The organism is Lacrimispora sphenoides JCM 1415 (assembly GCF_900105615.1).
GTDB lineage: Bacteria > Bacillota > Clostridia > Lachnospirales > Lachnospiraceae > Lacrimispora > Lacrimispora sphenoides.
Window position 1 is genome coordinate 383413 of sequence record NZ_LT630003.1, and the last position, 16139, is coordinate 399551.

At 41.0% G+C, this 16139-nt stretch carries 15 protein-coding genes and 1 pseudogene; 12 read left to right on the forward strand and 4 right to left on the reverse strand.

Annotation, left to right across the window (positions count from 1 at the left end; genetic code table 11):
• Nucleotides 1–51 precede the first annotated feature (51 nt).
• Complete coding sequence (locus tag BMX69_RS01615; RefSeq protein WP_100041368.1) at nucleotides 52–1605, forward strand: glycoside hydrolase family 28 protein; 1554 nt, start codon at nucleotides 52–54, stop codon at nucleotides 1603–1605.
• A gap of 14 nt (nucleotides 1606–1619) precedes the next feature.
• On the forward strand, nucleotides 1620–2456 hold the full coding sequence (locus BMX69_RS01620; RefSeq protein WP_100041369.1) for a sugar phosphate isomerase/epimerase family protein: 837 nt from the start codon (nucleotides 1620–1622) through the stop codon (nucleotides 2454–2456).
• A gap of 116 nt (nucleotides 2457–2572) precedes the next feature.
• Here the strand turns inward: BMX69_RS01620 and BMX69_RS01625 are convergent, their stop codons facing one another.
• Entirely contained in the window at nucleotides 2573–4063 is a 1491-nt protein-coding gene (locus tag BMX69_RS01625; protein ID WP_100041370.1) for a tagaturonate reductase, read from the reverse strand.
• Between the two features lie 85 nt (nucleotides 4064–4148).
• Nucleotides 4149–5630 (reverse strand): UxaA family hydrolase, encoded by a 1482-nt coding sequence (locus BMX69_RS01630; protein ID WP_054791967.1) that lies wholly within the window; start codon nucleotides 5628–5630, stop codon nucleotides 4149–4151.
• Nucleotides 5631–5917: 287 nt separating this feature from the next.
• Here BMX69_RS01630 and BMX69_RS01635 point away from each other — a divergent pair, with 287 nt between their 5' ends.
• The 5 genes and pseudogenes from BMX69_RS01635 to lysS form a co-directional block, all read left to right on the forward strand.
• Nucleotides 5918–6925 carry a LacI family DNA-binding transcriptional regulator gene (locus BMX69_RS01635; protein ID WP_054791968.1) on the forward strand — a complete coding sequence of 336 codons (1008 nt, stop codon included), beginning with the start codon at nucleotides 5918–5920 and terminating at the stop codon, nucleotides 6923–6925.
• Between the two features lie 91 nt (nucleotides 6926–7016).
• Entirely contained in the window at nucleotides 7017–7373 is a 357-nt protein-coding gene (locus tag BMX69_RS01640; protein WP_054791983.1) for a DUF6145 family protein, read from the forward strand.
• Nucleotides 7370–8350 (forward strand): tRNA dihydrouridine synthase DusB, encoded by a 981-nt coding sequence (dusB, locus tag BMX69_RS01645; protein WP_054791969.1) that lies wholly within the window; start codon nucleotides 7370–7372, stop codon nucleotides 8348–8350. The genes BMX69_RS01640 and dusB overlap by 4 nt, the downstream gene beginning before the upstream one ends.
• A gap of 97 nt (nucleotides 8351–8447) precedes the next feature.
• On the forward strand, nucleotides 8448–8930 hold the full coding sequence (greA, locus tag BMX69_RS01650) for a transcription elongation factor GreA (RefSeq protein ID WP_025231851.1): 483 nt from the start codon (nucleotides 8448–8450) through the stop codon (nucleotides 8928–8930).
• 72 nt (nucleotides 8931–9002) lie between these two features.
• A pseudogene (lysS, locus tag BMX69_RS01655) lies at nucleotides 9003–10499 on the forward strand (lysine--tRNA ligase); the annotation flags it as partial.
• Nucleotides 10500–10830: 331 nt separating this feature from the next.
• Here lysS and BMX69_RS01660 read toward each other — a convergent pair.
• Nucleotides 10831–11016: a helix-turn-helix domain-containing protein gene (locus BMX69_RS01660; RefSeq protein WP_100041371.1), complete on the reverse strand. Its 186-nt coding sequence runs from the start codon at nucleotides 11014–11016 to the stop codon at nucleotides 10831–10833.
• A gap of 270 nt (nucleotides 11017–11286) precedes the next feature.
• Here BMX69_RS01660 and BMX69_RS01665 point away from each other — a divergent pair, with 270 nt between their 5' ends.
• Together BMX69_RS01665 and BMX69_RS01670 are read left to right on the forward strand one after the other, a co-directional pair.
• Nucleotides 11287–11568 (forward strand): hypothetical protein, encoded by a 282-nt coding sequence (locus tag BMX69_RS01665; protein WP_054791972.1) that lies wholly within the window; start codon nucleotides 11287–11289, stop codon nucleotides 11566–11568.
• Entirely contained in the window at nucleotides 11550–12089 is a 540-nt protein-coding gene (locus BMX69_RS01670) for a relaxase/mobilization nuclease domain-containing protein (RefSeq protein ID WP_054791973.1), read from the forward strand. Before BMX69_RS01665 ends, BMX69_RS01670 begins: the two co-directional genes overlap by 19 nt.
• Before the next feature lie 317 nt (nucleotides 12090–12406).
• On the opposite strand, the gene BMX69_RS01675 is transcribed toward BMX69_RS01670, so the two are convergent.
• Nucleotides 12407–12715 (reverse strand): helix-turn-helix domain-containing protein, encoded by a 309-nt coding sequence (locus tag BMX69_RS01675; protein WP_100041372.1) that lies wholly within the window; start codon nucleotides 12713–12715, stop codon nucleotides 12407–12409.
• 208 nt (nucleotides 12716–12923) lie between these two features.
• On the opposite strand from BMX69_RS01675, the gene BMX69_RS01680 reads away from it, so the two are divergent.
• Genes BMX69_RS01680 through BMX69_RS01690 form a run of 3 tightly spaced genes read left to right on the forward strand, consistent with a single transcriptional unit; the run spans nucleotide 12924 to nucleotide 16017 of the window.
• On the forward strand, nucleotides 12924–13874 hold the full coding sequence (locus BMX69_RS01680) for a helix-turn-helix transcriptional regulator (RefSeq protein ID WP_100041373.1): 951 nt from the start codon (nucleotides 12924–12926) through the stop codon (nucleotides 13872–13874).
• Nucleotides 13875–13902: 28 nt separating this feature from the next.
• Nucleotides 13903–15162 (forward strand): hypothetical protein, encoded by a 1260-nt coding sequence (locus BMX69_RS01685; protein ID WP_100041374.1) that lies wholly within the window; start codon nucleotides 13903–13905, stop codon nucleotides 15160–15162.
• An 18-nt stretch (nucleotides 15163–15180) separates the two neighbouring features.
• Nucleotides 15181–16017 carry a hypothetical protein gene (locus BMX69_RS01690; protein ID WP_100041375.1) on the forward strand — a complete coding sequence of 279 codons (837 nt, stop codon included), beginning with the start codon at nucleotides 15181–15183 and terminating at the stop codon, nucleotides 16015–16017.
• The last annotated feature ends 122 nt before the right edge of the window (nucleotides 16018–16139 follow it).

Here is a 16139-nt window from a genome sequence, read left to right on the forward strand (position 1 = left end):
ACGGATTGCTAATATCCGATTGACGCAGGAAAAAGTAGAGGTGAAGTCAGAATGGAAATAAAAATTGTCTTTAAAACGGCACGGTCCGTAACCCTGGAGACTGTTACGGAGCAGATTTATGAATTTGAAAAACCGGGAAAGATTCTGGTAAACGGAAATGTTTATGGAGAAACGAAACGGGTTGTCTTTACGTTGTTTGACTTAAAACCTGATATGGATTATAATATTTCTCTGGAAAGAAATGGGGAAAGGGCGGAAGCCAGTTTCCATACCGACTATGAATTTGTAACATTAAATGTAAAAGATATGGGAGCCAGGGGCGATGGAATCCAGGATGATACCTCCTTTATCCAGGCGGCTGTCATGGCTTGTCCGAAGGACAGCCGGGTACTGATTCCAAAAGGAAAATACCGTATTACCAGCCTGTTTCTAAAAAGCCATTTAAGGCTTGAGCTGGCGGAGGGAGCGGAACTTCTGGCAGATACGGACCGGAACAAATATCCCAGATTTCCTGGAATGATCGAGAGCTATGATGAAAAAGAGGATTACAATCTGGGGACCTGGGAAGGTAATCCTCTCCCGATGTTTGCAGGAATCATAACCGGTATCGATGTGGAAGATGCGGTGGTCTATGGCAGCGGCCTCATCAATGGTCAGGCTTCCTTTGATAACTGGTGGGATAATGTCCGCCGGATGAAGGTGGCATTCCGTCCACGCATGGTATTTTTAGAAAGGTGTAAAAACGTTACCCTTCAGGGCTTTTCCTTAAAAAACAGCCCTGCCTGGGTGCTTCATCCATATTTCAGCCAGGACTTAAAATTCCTCAATCTGGATGTTTATAATCCGGCAGATTCTCCCAATACGGATGGTCTGGACCCGGAATCCTGCAAGAACGTGGAAATACTGGGCCTTCACTTTTCTTTAGGAGATGACTGCATAGCAATCAAGTCTGGAAAAATCTACATGGGCCGCAGGTATCAAACACCTTCTGAAAACATCGTGATCCGCCAGTGTCTGATGGAAGACGGCCATGGGGCGGTGACTGTGGGAAGCGAAGTGGGTGCAGGTGTTAGGAATATCCGAGTGGAGCGCTGCCTGTTTTCCAATACGGACAGAGGCCTTCGGATCAAGACAAGAAGAGGCCGGGGAAAGGACTCTGTGCTTTCTGAAATTTATTTTGACCACATACACATGGATCATGTCATGACACCATTTGTTGTAAACAGCTTTTATTTCTGTGATCCCGATGGAAAGTCTGATTATGTACAGTGCAGAGAGGCCCTTCCTGTTGATGAACGGACCCCAGAGATCAAGAGGCTGTACTTTACCAACATCAAGGCGGAAAACTGCCATGTGGCGGCTTCCTTTCTCTATGGGCTGCCGGAGAAAAAAATTGAGCGCATTGAATTTAAAAATGTTGATATTTCCTTTGCGTACGAGGCAAAGACAGGAGCCCCCGCCATGCTGTCCGGAGTAGGAGAGTGCAGGAAAAAAGGATTTCTCATCAGTAACGTAGACACCCTGATCTGTGATCATGTGAAGATTTCCGGCCAGGAAGGGGAAGCCTTTGAGTTAAGCAGTATCAATCATTACGAAGTGAGATAAAGGAGGAGTTTATTATGCAGATCGGAATCCGGTTACATGATGTCGCACCTGGAACCCTGGAGGAACGGGTGAAGATTGCCCACGAACAGGGATTTACCTGTGCCCATTTGGCCCTGGCAAAAACTGTGCAGGAACATTCCGTGGAGAATTCCGCGCTGACGCCAGGCTATGCTTCACATTTGCGTAAAAAATTCGCAGAACATGATGTGGATATCGCAGTTTTGGGCTGCTATTTAAATCTGGCTCATCCAGATCCGGAAGAAATCAAAAAAATCCAGGAGCGTTATTTCGCGCATCTGCGTTTTGCCTCTATTTTAAGCTGCAGCGTTGTCGGAACCGAAACTGGCGCACCGAATAAGGAATATTGTTATGAACCGGCCTGCCACACAGAGGAAGCCCTTCAGACATTTATCACCAATTTACGTCCGGTTGTGAAGTGTGCGGAAAAATTCGGTGTGATTCTGGCAATCGAACCGGTGTGGAGCCATATTGTATACAATTCGAAACAGGCACTAAAGGTACTTAAAGCCATTGATTCGCCTAATTTAAGAATTATCCTGGATCCGGTTAATCTTTTGTCAGTAGAAAACAGCGGTAATTACGAGCAGGTAATAAGAGAAGCCATTGAGGATTTAGGCTGCTATACAGATGTTCTTCATATGAAAGACTTTGTAGTGGAAGATGGCCGCATCATATCCGGCGCTCCGGGAACCGGTGTTATGAAATACGATGCGATCCTGGATTTTGTGAAAAAGGAAAAGCCGTATATCCAGATGACCATTGAGGACAGCAGGCCGGATAATGCAGAATGGTCAAGGAAATTTCTTGAAAGCTACGCTGCGGACTCATAATAAATAAAAAAAGAAACCGGGTCCTTGTTCAGGACTTCCGGTTTCTTTTGATTTGTGGGAGATATGTCTTATTAATCAAGAAATGCTTTGCTACGCATGGCTACACTTTCTTCCAATCAGTTTAAACATTCCTTCATAACTTCATATGCGCCTTTTTCTTTAATACCTGTTAAATAACCAGCTACGGCTTCTTCAAATCCTGGAATTTCACTTAAATCCTCATCCCAGAAGTCTGCATTGGTGCAAACCGCGTGAACAAGGGAAGCCGCATCGTCATCCTTATGATCATAGAAGAACTGAAGAATCGGCTTATCATCCTTGATGGTGTATTCATCACCAGCAGGACGTACTGCAACAAGGCCGTCGACCGTAAGGTTCATTCCGTTGTAGAATGCAATGTAGAAAGCGAAGGAGGCTGTTATACATTTAGGTAGTGTGCCTGTTTTCTCCACGTAGCTTTTAAGGGAAGGCATAACACGGGCTTTCCATTTGGAGGTGGTATTTAAGGAAATGGATAACAGGGCATGATCAATAAATGGGTTTTTGAAACGCTCCGTAACAGAGGATGCAAAACTCATTAATTCTTCCTTTGGAAGGGTCAGGGTAGGAATGATCTCATCATAAATGGTCTTATTCATAAAGCCGCAGATCACTTCGTCATCCATGCAGTTGCGGACAATATCCTGTCCGGCAAGGTAAGCGCCTAATACAAAAGATGTATGTGCGCCGTTTAATATGCGGACCTTTCTCTGCTTATATGGCTTGTGATCGTTACAGATGATAACAGGGAGGCCTGCTTCTTCAAAAGGCAGTTCTTTCTTTAAGCTGTCCGGTCCTTCGATGACCCAGAAGCCGAAGACTTCACCGGTATCGATGATGTTATCCTGATAGCCTAATTCTTCACAGATGGCAGCAGCTTCATTTCTCGGATATCCGGTTACGATGCGGTCTACCAGAGTGGAGCAGAAGATGTTCTCCTCTTTGATCCAGTGAATGAATTCATCGCCCAGGTTCCATTGCTCTGCGTATTTTAAAACACACTTTTCCAGCTCTTTTCCGTTGTTATCGATCAGCTCGCAGGAGAGGATAACAAAGCCCTTTCCGGCTTCCTTTCCGAACTTTTCAAATCTTCTGTAAAGGAACTGGGTCAGTTTTCCAGGGTAGCTGTCAGCCGGAACATCTGTAAACTGGCAGGAAGGATCGTAGGTAATACCTGCTTCAGTGGTATTGCAGGCAATGTAACGCAGGTCAGGATTATCCGCACAAGCCAATACGGACTCATAATCTGCATAAGGATTTAAGCATCTGCTTACACAGGAGATCACCCGTTTGGCATTTACCTTCTGCCCGTTTTCAAAACCACGGAGAAAGAGGGTATAAAGTCCTTCCTGTTCGTTGATCATATCCGCAAGACCTGGTGCAATGGGCTGGCATAAAACAACCTTGGAATTAAATCCGGTTTTTTCATTCAGGACATCGATAAAATAATCCACAAATGCCCTTAAGAAATTGCCTTCGCCGAACTGCAGCACACGTTCCGGGGCTTCCTTTAAAAGATATCCGTCATACCCAGGTTTTTCCAGTGTTTTATAACATAACTTTTCCATTGAATTTATCTCCTTTTTTCTTCATTGCATATTTCAATCCGCATTCTGCATTCATATAGGGACACAGAATGGCATAGTAGTTGAATTATAAGGTCACGCCTTGCTTAAAGATAGCCATGTCATGGAAACCTGCTTCTTCGGATTTTACCTTTTTGCCGGAAGCTACCTCGATGACAAAATCAAAGAATTCATTTTTAAGGGTATCCATATCCGTACCCTCGACCAGTACGCCGCAGTTGAAATCAATCCAGTTACTTTTCTTTGTGCTTAAGGCAGTGTTGGTGGAAATCTTCATGGTCGGTACCGGGCAGGCAAATGGTGTACCGCGGCCTGTGGTGAACAGAACGATGTGGGCACCGGAAGCGGCCAGTGCCGTGGAGGCCACTAAGTCGTTACCGGGAGCACTTAAGAGATTTAAGCCCTTATCGCGTACCGGTTCCCCGTATTTTAATACATCTACGACCGGAGCGCTGCCGGATTTCTGGACACAGCCTAAGGATTTGTCCTCCAGGGTAGAGATACCGCCCTTTTTGTTGCCAGGGGAAGGATTTTCGTAAATGGTCTGGTTATGGCTGGTGAAATAGTTCTTGAAATCATTGATCAGATCCACGGTTTTATCAAAGGTCTCTTCATTCTGGCAGCGGTTCATAAGAAGCGTTTCCGCACCGAACATCTCGGGAACCTCCGTCAGGATGGTTGTTCCGCCTTTGGAAACCAGCATATCGGAGAATGCTCCTACCGTGGGATTGGCCGTGATTCCGGATAAACCGTCGGAACCGCCGCATTTCATACCAATGATGAGTTCGCTGCAGCTTACAGGCTCTCTGTGGAACGTGCCTGCGTATTCAGCCAGCTGTCCGATGAGCTCCATGGCATCAACCATTTCATCCTCAGACTCCTGAGTTACCAGGAATTTCACTCTGTTCTCGTCGTAATCGCCGATATAGGGTTTCAGTTCGGAAACGCTGCTGTTTTCACAGCCAAGTCCCAGGACCAGAACGCCTCCGGCGTTGGGATGGTTGATTAAATCAGCCAGAATGGTTCTTGTATATTCCTGGTCGTCACCCATCTGGGAACAGCCGTAAGGATGAGGGAATGCGGCGATTTCGTCAATGGAGCCGCCTACGTATTTCTTAGCCATACGCTCCAGAGCAGTGGCTATGTTATTGACACAGCCAACAGTGGGAATGATCCAGATTTCATTGCGCACACCCACTTTACCGTCCGGCCTACGGTAGCCTTGAAAGAAACGTTCTTCTGTGGGGATAACAGCCGTTTCCTGTTTCTCGTACGTATAAGCAAGTAAATCCCCCAAACCTGTTTTTAAATTATGCGTGTGAATCCAGGCCCCTGTCTTAATATGTTCCTTTGCCATGCCAATGGCACAGCCGTATTTGATGACGGATGAGCCGGCAGGTATATCGGCGAGGGCGAATTTATGACCCTGTGGGATATCTTCCAGGAGTGTAACGGTATTTCCGCCTATCTCTGCGGCAGTGCCGGAAGAAAGCGGCTTTAATGCAACTGCTACATTATCTCCGGAATGAATTTTGATAAAATCCTGCATAAGCTTCCTTTCCTTTCTTGGTACCAGAATCAATCGGTACATGTAATGTAAGTACTTACATAAAACATACACTATTTTGGTGCAGACGTCAATAGGGAAAGAAAAAAAGAGATTTTTCTTTTTATTTAGGGGAACAATTTAAGAAAAAAACAGATTTTTTTAAGAAATAAAATCAACAATAACAGTTGCTTTACAGAAATTTATCCTGTATAATGAAGCGAGAAAAGTGTAAGCGCTTACGCTTGCTTTGTGTGTGGAAATTTTGATGAGTAAAAGGGACTACCAGGATGAACATTTATGACATTGCAGAACTTGCAGGAGTTTCCATCGCTACCGTATCCCGGGTGGTGAACGACAGCCCCCGTGTGAGTGAGAAAACAAAACAAAAAGTCAGGACGATTATGGAAGAACATGGCTATACTCCCAATGTATTTGCCAGAGGCCTTGGGCTTGATTCCATGAAGACCATTGGGATTTTATGTCCAGATGTATCAGATGCATATATGGCTACAGCGGTAGCCCATTTAGAGAGCCGCATGCACGAGCATGGTTACGACTGTATTTTGTGCTGCAGCGGATTTGAACAGTCCGTAAAAGAAAAGTATGTCAGCCTTCTTCTTGCGAAGCGGATTGATGCGCTCCTCATGGTTGGTTCTACTTATGCAGGAACAGGGGAATCGGATAAAAATACGCAGTATGTCCGCGATGCAGCAAAGCAGATTCCGGTATTTTTGATCAACGGATTTTTGGATGGTGAGAATATTTATTGTGCTTATGGAGATGATTATCAGGCAACCTACGATGTGACCAGCCAGATGATTGAGACAGGACGGAAGAGAATCTTGTTTCTATGTGACTCCCATTCTTACAGTGCAAATCAGAAATTGGCAGGCTATGAATCCGCTTTAAAAGCCCACGGGCTTCCTGTGCTGGGAGATTTAAAGCTTTATGTAAAGAACCGGATCCATACGGTAAGGGATATTCTTCTGGAACGCCGTGATTTACGATTTGACAGCGTGGTAGCTACAGATGACGGTCTTGCCGTAGGTGCGATTAAGTATGCCAATGCAAAGCTATTAAAGGTACCGGAAAATTTGTGTATTACCGGATTTAATAATTCCGCCCTGTCGATCTGCAGCGATCCGGAGCTTTCTTCCATTGATAACCGGGTCGAGGAATTATGCAACATCTCCGTCGATAATATGATGAAAATTCTTCTGGGAGAAGAAACGGAAGTTAACAGGAATAACCGGATTCCATGCCGGCTAATCAAGCGGTGTACCACTGATTTTTAGCCTATTGTCATTTCTTTCCGTGTATGCTAAAATATAATCTCAGTAAATATTGGAAATGCGCATTAATAAGGAAAGAGCGGTGGCAGAAACGATGGAGCATGATGGAGATAATGTGGTGCTTTGCGGCGCCAATTCCTATGAGCAGAAATATTATTTTAACCAGCAGTTTGTGGCCCTCCCCGAAAGCATCAAGCAGGATCTTCAAATTATGTGCGTGCTTTATACCGAAGATGTAGGAGGAATCCTTATCATGGAATACGATGAGGATGGCACCCTGGAATTTAAGGTAACAGCAGAGGAGGGGGATTATCTGTTTGATGAGATCGGAAGCGTGCTGAAGATCAAACAGTACCGGAAAGAGAAAAGAGAACTTCTGGAATCTTTGGAAATGTATTACCGGGTGTTTTATCTGGGAGAAGAATTGGAAGGCGGAGAAATAGATACGTGAAGCTTAGAATTGGAAATTTGACGTTGGACAACAACCTGATACTGGCACCGATGGCAGGAGTTACGGACCTGCCATTTCGTTTTCTCTGCAGGGAGCAGGGCTGCGGTATGGCAGTAACGGAGATGGTCAGCGCCAAGGCAATTTTATATAAAAACAGAAATACAAATGAGCTGCTAAAGGTGGCCGATGGGGAAGGCCCTGTCAGCCTCCAGCTTTTTGGTTCTGATCCGGATATCATGGCGGATATCGCTGCTAAGGTGGAAGAAGGGCCCTATGCATTCATTGATGTGAACATGGGATGTCCCATGCCGAAGATCGTTAATAACGGCGAGGGGTCGGCGCTGATGAAGGATATCAGGCTTGCAGAGCGTATTTTAACCGCTATGGTAAAGACCGTTAAAAAGCCTGTGACCGTAAAATTCAGAAAAGGCTTTACAGATGAGGATTGCAATGCCGTGGAATTTGCCAAAATGGCGGAAAGCTGCGGAGTGGCGGCAGTTGCTGTTCATGGCAGGACCAGGGAACAGTATTATTCAGGAACAGCGGACTGGAATATTATAAGGAAGGTAAAGGAAGCTGTCTCAATTCCGGTCATTGGAAACGGCGACGTATTTAAGCCGGAGGATGCCAAGGCTCTTCTGGAGGAAACCGGCTGTGACGGGGTGATGATCGCCAGAGGAGCCAAGGGGAATCCCTGGATCTTTAAAAGGACCCTTCATTATCTGGAAACAGGAGAACTGCTTCCAGCACCCACCAGAGAAGAGATTTCTAATATGATCATCCGCCATGGTGCCCTGGAGATGGAGCACAAAGGGGAAGCGGTGGCCATGCGTGAAATGCGCGGGCATATGGCGTGGTATACAGCCGGACTTCCTCATTCTGCAAAGCTTAGAAATGATATCAACCAGGTGGGAACCATGGACGAATTAAGGCATTTTGCGGAAGATAGGATCGGAAAATTCCGATCAGAGAAGTAGAATAAGGAATAGTTACATTCTTGACATTTTTAGATGTTTACGCTATAATATTTGGAATGCGAATGAGCGAGTATGAAACCAGGAGGAATCAAAAACCATGGTAGACAAGAAAAATATTTTAACCTACGAAGGCCTTAAAAGATACGAGGATGAGCTTCATAATTTAAAGGTAGTAAAAAGACAAGAGGTCGCCCAGAAGATCAAGGAAGCCAGGGAGCAAGGTGACTTATCCGAGAACGCTGAGTATGATGCCGCTAAGGATGAGCAGAGAGACATTGAGATGCGTATTGAAGAGCTGGAGAAGCTCCTTAAAAATGCAGAGGTAGTGGTTGAGGATGAGATTGATTTAGATAAGATTAATATTGGCTGCAAGGTAAAAGTCTACGATGTTGATGAAGACGAAGAAATGGAATTCAAAATCGTGGGTTCCACAGAGGCAAACAGCCTTCAGAATAAAATTTCTAACGAATCCCCGGTTGGTCATGCACTGATGGGCAGGAAAGTTGGAGATGTGGTAGACGTTGAGACACAGTCCGGCGTGATCCAGTATAAAGTTCTGGAAATCCAGAGAGTGTCTTAGAAAATTAGCCGTTCGATGAGCCGATTGGCGAATCGAACTTCCTTAACATAGTTCACAAAGGAGTGCAAACAGGTGGCAGAACAGCAGAATCAAAACCAGAATCAGGTGAAAGAAGAGGACTTAAACCATTTGCTGAAGGTCCGCCGGGAAAAGCTGGCAGAGCTTCAGGAATCGGGAAAGGATCCGTTTAAAGTTACAAAGTACGATGTTAACGTACACAGCGGTGAAATCAAAGAGCATTATGAAGAATGGGAAGGTAAGGAAGTATCCATCGCAGGACGTCTTATGTCAAAGCGTGTAATGGGGAAAGCTTCCTTCTGTAATGTACAGGATTTAAAGGGCAATATTCAGTCCTATGTGGCCAGAGACAGTATCGGAGAAGAGGAATACAAGGAATTCAAGAAGCTGGATATCGGTGATATCGTAGGCATTAAGGGAACTGCGTTTACAACAAAGACGGGAGAGGTTTCCATCCATGCTGAGAGCGTTATCCTGCTTACCAAGAGCCTTCAGATTCTTCCGGAGAAATTCCACGGTCTGACCAATACGGACATTCGTTATAGACAGAGATATGTGGATCTGATCATGAACCCTGAAGTAAGGGATACGTTTGTAAAACGTTCCCAGATCATCAAGTCCATCCGTGACCATCTGGATGCCCAGGGCTTTATGGAGGTGGAGACACCTATGCTGGTTGCTAATGCAGGCGGCGCTGCGGCAAGACCATTTGAAACTCACTACAATGCTCTTGATGAAGATGTAAAGCTGCGTATTTCTTTGGAACTTTACTTAAAGAGACTGATCGTAGGCGGTCTGGAAAGAGTTTATGAAATCGGACGCGTTTTCCGTAATGAAGGCGTGGATACCCGTCATAACCCAGAGTTTACTTTAATGGAATTATATCAGGCTTATACCGATTACCACGGCATGATGGATCTGGTAGAGGATTTATTCCGGTCAGTTGCCCTTAAGGTCCTTGGAACGGCTGTGGTGAACTATGATGGTGTGGAAATTGACTTATCAAAGCCATTTGAACGCATTACCATGGTAGATGCTTTAAAGAAATACAAGGATATTGATTTTACCACCATTCATACGGATGAGGAAGCTAAGGCTCTCGCAGACCAGTACCATGTGGAGTATGGGGCACACCATAAGAAGGGCGATATTTTAAGCATGCTTTTTGAGGAATTTGTTGAAGAGCATCTGGTACAGCCGACCTTTATTATGGACCATCCGGTAGAGATTTCTCCTCTTACCAAGAAAAAGCCTGATGATCCGGAATATACGGAGCGTTTTGAGCTGTTCATTACAAAGCGTGAGATGGCAAATGCTTACTCTGAGTTAAATGATCCTCTGGATCAGATCGAGCGCTTTAAGGCTCAGGAAGCACTTCTTGCAGCTGGAGACGATGAAGCGAATTCTATGGATGATGATTTTGTAAATGCACTCATGATCGGTATGCCTCCTACTGGCGGTATTGGTATCGGTATTGACAGGTTTGTTATGCTGCTTACGGATTCTTATGCGATCAGGGATGTGTTGTTGTTCCCGACGATGAAGTCACTTGAGAAGTAATAGATTGCGAAAAGCTAGTATAATCAAGGCTTTTAAGCAAGATGGCTATTTGATTAATTATACTTTTTTACCAATTTTGTACCAATTAGAACAGAATTAATGCAACTTAGTAAATGAATGAGCTATTATACGACATTGCTTGTATAATAGCTCATTCATTATTTTTTTGTCATATAGGGACTATCTATTTGATGTAGAATAAAGAGTAGCAAAGATAGAAAGCTGTGAATAATCTGAAATTGAAAATGGATAAAGAAATGACCCCCTGGTAGGATACAATTCTATCAGGGGGTTATTATGGTGAAAATATAGAGTCATTGCACTACTTCATATTTGCTGCCGCCAAAATATAAGATTCCACAGCTTTTTTGGGAATCTTGTAAATTCGACCAACTTTAAAGGCAGAAATGGATTTTTCTCTAATTAGCCGATAGGCAACATTCTCACTGATTTTTAAAACTTCACAAAGCTCGTTTAGTGTTAGGATATCTCCGTAGTCATTAAGCATTTTATTTTTTCCTTTCAAGTTTATTTGATAATTATTATATAAGATGTTCGTATTCTAATATGTAAAAATGCTAATAAAGGTCACATGATTTTAGATACTGCTGTTTTATTTTAAATATGGCATAACATATTTGTAAGCAAAGATAATAGACTGTCCGACAGTTTTCCTTTGCTTGCCAGAGTATGTATCCCAGAGATACAAAAGTATTAGAATCATGAATATTGATATGTAACCAATGAATGTAATAATTTAAAGTAACAGGAGGAAAAAATGGAAGTTACAAAGAAAATAACTATACGCTGTCCCCAAGATAGATATATAAATCTGAAGGAGAAACTGGAGAAGTTAAATATGACGCAATCAGAATATTTAAATACTCTGATTGAAAATGACTTAAAGGATAATAATGTTGTATTAAATCAAAAAGAGCTAATATGTGCAATAAGTAGGATATCTACATGTATAAATCACCTGGGAGAAAATTATCCAGAAGATGAAGATGTCAGGGAATTAAAAGAGGAGGTACGTTCATCATGGCGAATATTATCATAGTAAACCAAGATTATCAGAATGAAGATGCAATTTATAATACAATTAATTATGTATTTGGCTCTGAATATTATCAGTATTCCGGAGCGGTAGGCTTATTATGGTATCCATCCTTAAGACAATGCCAAACTGACAAAGTATTGGGTGTAAATGAAATAGACAGTAATATAAAGTATTTAGCAGATTCGTTTCGAGCTGTAAAAACGGCATATAACAAATTGGATGGTCAGCAGGTGGTTCATATTGTAGTGGGATTTGAATGCAAAGATATTATGAATCCGACGTTGGCTTATATTTTTGCAGAACGGTTTGCTAATTACATAGGGCAGAGATTTCAAGTGATATATGGTGTTCATCAAGGCAGTGATTATAGTAAATATTATCTTCATGTGCATTTTATAATTAATACAATTAGCTATGTGGACGGGAATAGATTCTATGATCGGCGAGGAGATTATTATGATCTCGGTAATGCTGCAAAAGAAATCATGCCAAACGCTAAGTGGAATGTCTATAAGAAGTAAAATGAGTCGTTTAATAAAGCATAAAGGAAATCTAAGCAGCCGAAGCGTAGGAGCCATGAAGGCGCTACGGAGCGGAGAGAGTCTGCTTAGGTTTCTTATATGAGCAATGTAACAAGGATATTGATGTATGGATATACTGAAAGAGATTAGTTATATATTATATAAATGGCACTGCTGAGTGCCTCAACAGCTGCACCGGTTCATAGAAATAGGGTTCGTACTATGTATAGAGATGAACTAAAAAGCATAATTTTAAAATCTCACTAAAATAAAATATATAGTAAATTTTATTTTAAGAAGCTACGTAAACACTGAATTTATTTTTTCAATCTTTTAGCCAGATATACTAATGCTAAAAGATCACTTTCGGATAGAGAAGAAGCTTCTTCAACTAACTGTGAAATGAGAATTGGATTTTCTCCATCCGAATCAAAGAAATATTTCGGAGTAACTTCAAGGTATTCGCATATGTATAAAAATTCCGTCATGGACGGCAGTGATTTTCCTGTTACAATTCCGTGAATATATGACCGAGAGTGACCTAAATCAAGGCTCATGCGGTGTTCGGAAACATCTTTTTTAATTCTAAGTTCTGTAATTTTCTTACGTATATAATCTGCATCCATTACTTTACCACCCCTTTGTCTATCATAAGGCTTGATCGTTAATATTGCGCATTTTTAAAAACTCTATTTTAAATCATATTGAACGCTATAAGAATCAATGATATACTATTATCATAAAATTTGTGGAAATTTGTAAGATTTTGATAGAGTGACATATTCTGTCCATGGTAATATGCTATAAAATAGTCATAATAGCAAGGAGGGTACGATGGGGAAATATGAATATGATAGAAAACAGGAACGCCTTTTAACGTTGTACACAAAATTAATAGAAGGAGAGGTTATATGTAAGAAAACCGAAGCAGAATACTTTCATGTCAGCCCCCGTTCATTACAGAGAGATATTGATGATTTGAGAATATTTTTGGCAAATCGTTCGGTTAAGACTGGAAGTATGCAGCAACTTATCTATGATAAGAAGTTAAAAGGTTACAGGCTTGTAGACATCCGGAATTTAAAAATGACAAATGGAGAACTTTTGGCATTGTGTAAGATTCTTTTAGAAAGTCGTTCTCTTACCAAAGAAGAATTTTTTCCACTTATTGAAAAGCTGTTAGAAAATTGTTCTTCTCCAGAAAATAAGCGGGATATATCTACTCTGATTGCAAATGAAAAGCATCACTACATAGAACCTCATCACCATACAAAAATTATTGATGCAATATGGAATCTTGGGGAAGCAGTTCGCAATCAAAAGTGTGTAAAAATAGAATATAAGAAGCTTAAAAGCAAAGATACTGTAAATCGGATGGTGAAACCGGTAGGAATTATGTTTTCAGAATATTATTTTTATTTAATAGCCTTTATCGGTGATAATAAGAAGGAAAGTGAGAGTCAAGTAGATCTATTTCCCGCAATCTATCGAATTGACCGGATTCAGAATTTTACTGTTTTGGAAAAGCATTTTTTCCTTCCATATAAAGGGAGGTTTGAGGAAGGAGAGTTTAGAAAGAGAGTGCAGTTCATGTATGGAGGGAGTCTTCAGCGGATTACTTTTCAGTATTCGGGACTTTCTATTGAGGCGGTTTTGGATCGCTTGCCTACAGCGCAGATTTTGGAAGAAAAGGATGGGGTTTATACGGTAACAGCGGAAGTGTTTGGAAACGGGATTGAAATTTGGCTTAGAAGCCAGGGAGATGTTGTAAAGATTAAAAATTGAAAATATATTTGAAAAGAAGGTGATATCCATGGATGATGAAAAAATTGTTTTTTCATATTCTTCAGCATATGGAGTCTTAGACGATTCTAAAAAAAAGGTACGTTATTATCAAGCTTTAAAAAATACTCAAAAGCAATTGGAAACCTTAAATATGTCAAGAGGTGGTAAAAATACGAGTGGTTTTGTTTTTGAAGCATTGGATTCTGCGGATACAACAGTAAAAGGCATATCTTCTGGGAAAATTCGGATGATGGTCAATGATAATGGGGTTGCTGATTTCACGACTATTAGATCTGATGGAACTACTACTTTACAACAAGCTAAAATGGGATATGAAAATAACCCGTATCAAATTCACGTTGATAAATATAAAGAGCAGACATTTGTAATTAATAAGGGAAACACCAAGGTAAAAACTTATCTTGAAAGAAAAGGGGTTATTGTAGAGGAATCTCCAATTTCAAAAGGCCAAGCTGATCTGACCACTAATATCATGAAAAACGAAGCAAAAGTCAATCAAAAGATTACTGGTAATAATACAGCACCTATTACGAGTAAATTGGTTGGTATGGTTAATCAAATGCAAGCTGCTCATCAATTTGGTATATCTGCAGCAAAATGTACTGCTGCATTTACTGCGGGCTTTAGCTTTGGCAATAATGTGTATGAATATATTGAAGGTAATAAAGCTTTTCAAGATTTAATATTAGAAACAGCGAAAGACATTACTCTTTCTGCTGGTGCTACCTATGCTTCGACTACAGGTGGATATCTAATTGCTGGTGCTTTAGCGGACACTGTCATAGGAACCACAATTGGAACAGTTGCTTCTCAAGCCACAGCAGTCATGGTTAGCACAAGCATTGGTTCAACATTGGTTTCTGTAGGCTCAATAATAGTATCAATGTCAGCGGCCATGGGGCCTGCATTTATTTTTGGGATGGCAATAGGTACAGGATATTCTACTATAAAGCTATTGAAAGACAGTTCCGAAAAAATTAGTTATAAGATGTCAGGTATTAATCATGTAATTAATGAAGCGCTAGAGAGCATGGAATATGCTCAAAAAGAGGTGGCTACTTTGATTGATGAGACTTTTAGAATTTGGGATTGTAAGTTTGAAGCTAGTTTTAGACAAATCCTCAAAGCTACTCTTGATAATGATTTTGAGGAAATGTCATCTGGTTTAAACACCATTTTAGAGGTATTTGGAGAGTCTGTTATGTTTAAGACCATAGATGAATTTGATGATTTTTTCTTTGACGATAATACTATATTAAATTTATAACTGTATTGGAGGAAGGATATGATAGATCCTATAACTGGCGCCATTGTAGCAGGTGTCCTGGGGAAAGTAGTCAATGATTTTTGTCAAAGTGATAAACTTAGTTCCCAAGCATCAGAAAAAAACTTAAAATCAATGAATCAAATTGGAGAAGCCAGAGCGGCACAACGTCTAAAACAGGAAGAGACAAGGCAGGCAATGATAAGATTAGGCAATCGTAAAAAAGGAATATTGTCTAGTTCTATGAAAAAATTTTTAGGTGTTTATGAACAATTAAAAAAAATAAATTTTGTAGTTACAGATGGAATTGCTGAACTATCAAATTTGCCTTCCACTTTAACTGAAGAAGTTTCTGGTCAAATTTTATATGTCAGTACCCACATGACTGAGAAAGAGCTGATCTCAACTTTTGTTTTTAATTCTCTCATTTGGGGTGTGGTAGGGGGAATCAGCACTTCTATTAAAAAGGACTCTCAAAGAAAATTAGATATGGCACAGGCTAGGGCTAAGCAAGCCAGAGCAATAGCTGAACAGGCGACTACGATAGGTATGGCTTATGAAGCAGTCTTTGAACGTGCAAGCAGGATTACAGATGTATTAACAAAATTAAATTTACTTTTTCTAAAAAGCCTATCAAATACACAGGATATTATAGAAAAGAATGGAACTGATAAAAATAATTATTCTTTGCAAGAACGTGAAAGCTTGGCTACTTGTATTAATTTGGCAAAGGCAGTTAAATCTATAATTGATACTCCGCTATTGGATGAATCTGGTAAAATTACCATTCAGTCTTTAAAAGCAATTGAAACTGGTCAGAACTATCTTCAAAAGATTAATTGTGAAATGAATCAATAAGTTATGAGAAGAAACTCCGCTATTAATTTAAATACGCTAAAAAAGATAACAATATTATCTGCCACTAAATAACTAATATGGGCTTGTTGTAGAAGCCTTTTTAACAGTTTGTTTTTTTCGTT